This is a genomic window from Labrenzia sp. R5_0 (assembly GCF_017743835.1).
In the GTDB taxonomy this organism is placed as follows: domain Bacteria; phylum Pseudomonadota; class Alphaproteobacteria; order Rhizobiales; family Stappiaceae; genus Roseibium; species Roseibium algicola.
The window spans coordinates 2,501-5,997 of record NZ_JAGHRK010000018.1 but is presented as its reverse complement, the minus strand read 5'-3'; the positions used below and the strand labels follow the sequence as shown (position 1 = coordinate 5,997).

Sequence of the window (3,497 nt, the reverse complement as noted above, 5' to 3'; positions counted from 1 at the left end):
TTGGTTGCGGGAGCAGGATTTGAACCTGCGACCTTCAGGTTATGAGCCTGACGAGCTACCGGGCTGCTCCATCCCGCGTTGTTTTTTTGTTTGTCCTTGGCGCGCTGCGCGTTTGGTCCAAGTGGGTTTGGTCCCTTTTGGGGATACCCTTATGTTTCGGTTTGACCGGAAGACTGCGCTGATATGGGACAAGAGATCCGGAGCGCAGCGGAGGCAAGGCCGAGTGGCCGCCGGCCGGTCAGGCCGCCCGCGCGGAGCGCAGCCCTTCAGGGCGGTGCGCGCGTGAGCGGCAAACAAGTTGAAGAGGTTCAAATTGCGATTTGCAGGCCTGGCGGCGACCTACTCTCCCACACCTTAAGATGCAGTACCATTGGCGCTGGGGAGTTTCACGGCCGAGTTCGGGATGGGATCGGGTGGGGGCTCCCCGCTAGGGCCACCAGGCCGGCGAAGCGCAATTTGCGTGAACTGGTCTATATATTTTTTTGATGTTTTGGTCGGCCTCGCCTGGGACGAAGGTTCCAGGACGTTGGCCGTATGGATCATTTCAAACGCGCTCAAGCAGCCCGAAGGGCGGTAGCGCACTTAAAATGATCTTTTTGATGCGCCAGGGGCGCATCCAAAAGATGAACATTGACTAATGAGAGGATCAAGCCGAACGAGCTATTAGTAAAGCTAAGCTTCATGCGTTGCCGCACTTCCACACGCTTCCTATCGACGTGGTGGTCTTCCACGGCTCTTCAGGGAGAACTGGTTTTGAGGTGGGTTTCCCGCTTAGATGCTTTCAGCGGTTATCCCTTCCGTACATAGCTACCCTGCAATGCGGCTGGCGCCACAACAGGTCCACCAGAGGTACGTCCATCCCGGTCCTCTCGTACTAGGGACAGATCCTCTCAATTCTCCTACACCCACGGCAGATAGGGACCGAACTGTCTCGCGACGTTCTGAACCCAACTCACGTACCACTTTAATTGGCGAACAGCCAAACCCTTGGGACCTGCTCCAGCCCCAGGATGTGATGAGTCGACATCGAGGTGCCAAACAATGCCGTCGATATGGACTCTTGGGCATCATCAGCCTGTTATCCCCGGCGTACCTTTTATCCGTTGAGCGATGGCCCTTCCACGAGGGACCACCGGATCACTATGGCCGTCTTTCGACTCTGCTCGACTTGTCAGTCTCGCAGTCAGGCAGGCTTATGCCATTGCACTCAACGAGCGATTTCCGACCGCTCTGAGCCCACCTTCGCGCGCCTCCGTTACCATTTGGGAGGCGACCGCCCCAGTCAAACTACCCGCCACACACGGTCCCGGATATTGTTGTACCGCGGTTAGATATCCATGACGACAAGGGTGGTATTTCAAGGGTGACTCCACAAGAGCTGGCGCTCCTGCTTCAACGTCTACCACCTATCCTACACATGTCGTGACGAATACCAGTGTGAAGCTGTAGTAAAGGTGCACGGGGTCTTTCCGTCTGACCGCAGGAACCCCGCATCTTCACGGGGAATTCAATTTCACTGAGTCTATGCTGGAGACAGCGGGGAAGTCGTTACGCCATTCGTGCAGGTCGGAACTTACCCGACAAGGAATTTCGCTACCTTAGGACCGTTATAGTTACGGCCGCCGTTTACTGGGGCTTCAATTCGGTGCTTGCACACCTCCTCTTAACCTTCCAGCACCGGGCAGGCGTCAGACCCTATACGTCGCCTTACGGCTTCGCAGAGCCCTGTGTTTTTGATAAACAGTCGCCACCCCCTGGTCTGTGCCACCCCACAACGGTTGCCCGTCGTGAGGTCTCCCTTCTCGCGAACTTACGGGAGCATTTTGCCGAGTTCCTTCAGCATAGTTCTCTCAAGCGCCTTGGTATTCTCTACCAGTCCACCTGTGTCGGTTTCGGGTACGGTTTATACGGTGGAGCTATTTCCTGGAACACCTTCGCTGCACCCCCAATCCAATAAGGAGATACAACACACGGCATCCGTCACTACCACCAAGCTGCAGAATATTAACTGCATTCCCATCGACTACGCCTTTCGGCCTCGCCTTAGGGGCCGGCTAACCCTGCGCCGATTAGCGTTGCGCAGGAACCCTTGGACTTTCGGCGAGCGGGTCTCTCACCCGCTTTATCGTTACTCATGTCAGCATTCGCACTTCTGATATCTCCAGGAGCCCTCACGGGTCCCCCTTCGCAGACTTACAGAACGCTCCGCTACCGCGCATCATAAGATGCACCCGCAGTTTCGGTGTATGGCTTGAGCCCCGGTACATTTTCGGCGCGGAACCCCTTATTTAGACCAGTGAGCTGTTACGCTTTCTTTAAATGATGGCTGCTTCTAAGCCAACATCCTGGTTGTTTTGGGAGTTCTACATCCTTTCCCACTTAGCCATAACTTAGGGACCTTAACTGGCGGTCAGGGTTGTTTCCCTCTCCACAATGGACGTTAGCACCCACTGTGTGTCTGCCGGATAGTACTTCTCGGTATTCGGAGTTTGGTTAGGATCAGTAAGGCGGTAAGCCCCCATAGCCCATCCAGTGCTCTACCCCCGAGAGTATTCATCCGACGCTCTACCTAAATAGATTTCGCGGAGAACCAGCTATTTCCGAGTTTGATTGGCCTTTCACCCCTAGCCACAGCTCATCCCCGACTTTTTCAACAGGCGTGGGTTCGGTCCTCCAGTGCGTGTTACCGCACCTTCAACCTGGCCATGGCTAGATCACTCGGTTTCGGGTCTAATCCAACGAACTAGGGCGCCCTATTCAGACTCGCTTTCGCTACGCCTACACCTACCGGCTTAAGCTTGCTCGTTAAATTAAGTCGCTGACCCATTATACAAAAGGTACGCTGTCAGGCTTGCGCCCTCCAACTGTTTGTAGGCATCCGGTTTCAGGAACTGTTTCACTCCCCTCGTCGGGGTACTTTTCACCTTTCCCTCACGGTACTTGTTCGCTATCGGTCGACAAGGAGTACTTAGGCTTGGAGGGTGGTCCCCCCACGTTCAGACAGGATTTCACGTGTCCCGCCCTACTCGAGGACTTGCATAATTTCTACCCGTACGGGGCTATCACCCACTAATGCCCGACTTTCCAGACGGTTCCGGTTCTTAAATGCAAGCCACTGGCCTGGTCCGCGTTCGCTCGCCACTACTAGCGGAGTCTCGGTTGATGTCCTTTCCTCCGGGTACTTAGATGTTTCAGTTCCCCGGGTTTGCTCCCTTGCGGGTACTCCATACGGAGTGGGTTTCCCCATTCGGAAATCCACGGATCAAAGCTTATTCGCAGCTCCCCATGGCTTATCGCAGCGTATCACGTCCTTCATCGCCTCTTGTCGCCAAGGCATCCACCGAATGCCCTTAAGACACTTGATCACTCTCATTATCAATGCTCATCTCATGCTTGCAAATCCACCAGACCCAACCCTGAGTACCTTTAACACTCAAGGCCAACCCGGCTTCAAAACAAACTGATCATCAATAATATAAGACCAGTTTCACGAGATC

General features: G+C 54.6%; 1 tRNA gene and 2 rRNA genes. All 3 read right to left on the bottom strand.

The window, feature by feature from the left end:
• Position 1 precedes the first annotated feature (1 nt).
• Positions 2–78, bottom strand: a tRNA-Met gene (locus J7447_RS31005).
• A 248-nt stretch (positions 79–326) separates the two neighbouring features.
• A 5S ribosomal RNA gene (gene rrf / locus J7447_RS31000) occupies positions 327–441 on the bottom strand.
• Positions 442–642: 201 nt separating this feature from the next.
• Positions 643–3,365 (bottom strand): 23S ribosomal RNA (locus J7447_RS30995).
• Positions 3,366–3,497: the final 132 nt, after the last annotated feature.